Below are 1,398 nucleotides of genomic sequence, written 5' to 3'. Positions count from 1 at the left end.
CGCTGTGGACTGGGCGGCGTTCTACGCGGGTACCGGGGCGCGGCGGGTGGACCTGCCCACCTACGCCTTCCAGGAGCAGAGTTACTGGCTGGACTCCGGTGCCTCGGCGGCGGGGCACCCCTTCCTGGGCCCGGCGCTGCCCCTGGCCGAGTCGACGGCGACGGTGCTGACCGGGGTCGTCTCCCCGTCCGCTGCCGGATGGCTCGCGGACCACGAGATTACCGGAGCCGTGCTGTTCCCGGGCAGTGGCTTCGTCGACCTGGCCGTCCACGCCGCCGACCAGGTCGGGTGCGGCCTGGTCGAGGAACTGACGCTTCAGGCCCCGCTCGTCCTCGACGGCGATACCCCCGTCGGCGTCCAGGTCACCGTGCACGCCCCGGACGACGACGGCCGGCATGCCCTGGCCATCCACGCGCGAACCGACGAACTCGCCCCATGGACCCTGCACGTTCGAGGTGTCGTGGCGCCGGTCGCTTCTGCGGAACCCGACTCGTCCGCCCCGTCGGCACCTTGGCCGCCCGCCGACGCCGAGCCCGTGGACGTGACCGCCGCCTACGACGTGCTGGAGCTGCACGGCTACCACTACGGTCCGGCCTTCCAGGGACTCACCGCCGCCTGGCGGCGCGGGACCGACCTCTTCGCGGAGGTCGACCTGCCCGCCACGGTGGACACACGCGGCTACACGATCCACCCGGCCCTGCTCGACGCCGCCTTCCACATCGCCCTCCTGGACGACCAAGGCGACGAGACGGTGCTGCCCTTCCTCTGGAACGAGGTCCGGCTGCACGCCGCCGACGCCAACCGCCTGCGCGTCCACGTCTCCCGGGCCCAGGGCGGCTTGGCGCTCACCGCGACGGACGAAGACGGACGACTCGTGGTGGAGGTCGCCTCGGTGGTCGGCCGGGCCACCCAGCCGGTACGCCCCCGGCCGGGCGACGGTCTATACCGCATCGCGTGGCCCACGATCCCCGTTCCCACCGGAGACCTGGGCGACGACGAAGTCACCGTCGTCGAGAGTCCCGCAGGCGATGCCAAGGAAGCGCTGCGCACCGTGCTCGGCGCGCTGCAGAGCGATGCTCCGCGCCTGCTCGTCGTCACCCGCGGAGCCGTCGGCGTGGCGGACGAGGCCCCCACCGATCTGGCCGGATCGGCGGTGTGGGGACTGGTGCGCTCGGCGCAGCAGGAACAGCCGGGGAGGATCGTGCTTGCCGACGTAGACGGGCCCCTGGACGTCGCGCGCATCCTCGGGGCGGGCGAGCCGCAGGTCGCCGTCCGCGGTGACGTCCTGCACGCCGCCCGGCTCGTCCGCGCCGACACCGACCAGTCCGTTGGCGAGCAGCCCGCGTTCTCCGACTCCGGCACGGTGTTGGTGACGGGTGGGACGGGTGCGTTGGGTGG

At 73.2% G+C, this 1,398-nt stretch carries 1 protein-coding gene; it reads left to right on the top strand.

Annotation, left to right across the window (positions count from 1 at the left end; translation table 11 throughout):
- Positions 1–1,398 (top strand): SpnB-like Rossmann fold domain-containing protein (locus tag K7854_RS37155; protein WP_226030971.1); only part of this gene is annotated, 1,398 nt, incomplete at both ends.

The organism is Streptomyces hyderabadensis, from assembly GCF_020404845.1.
Classification (GTDB): Bacteria; Actinomycetota; Actinomycetes; order Streptomycetales; family Streptomycetaceae; genus Streptomyces; species Streptomyces hyderabadensis.
The sequence above is the reverse complement of the archived record's forward strand: the minus strand, read 5'-3'. Positions and strand labels throughout refer to the sequence as shown.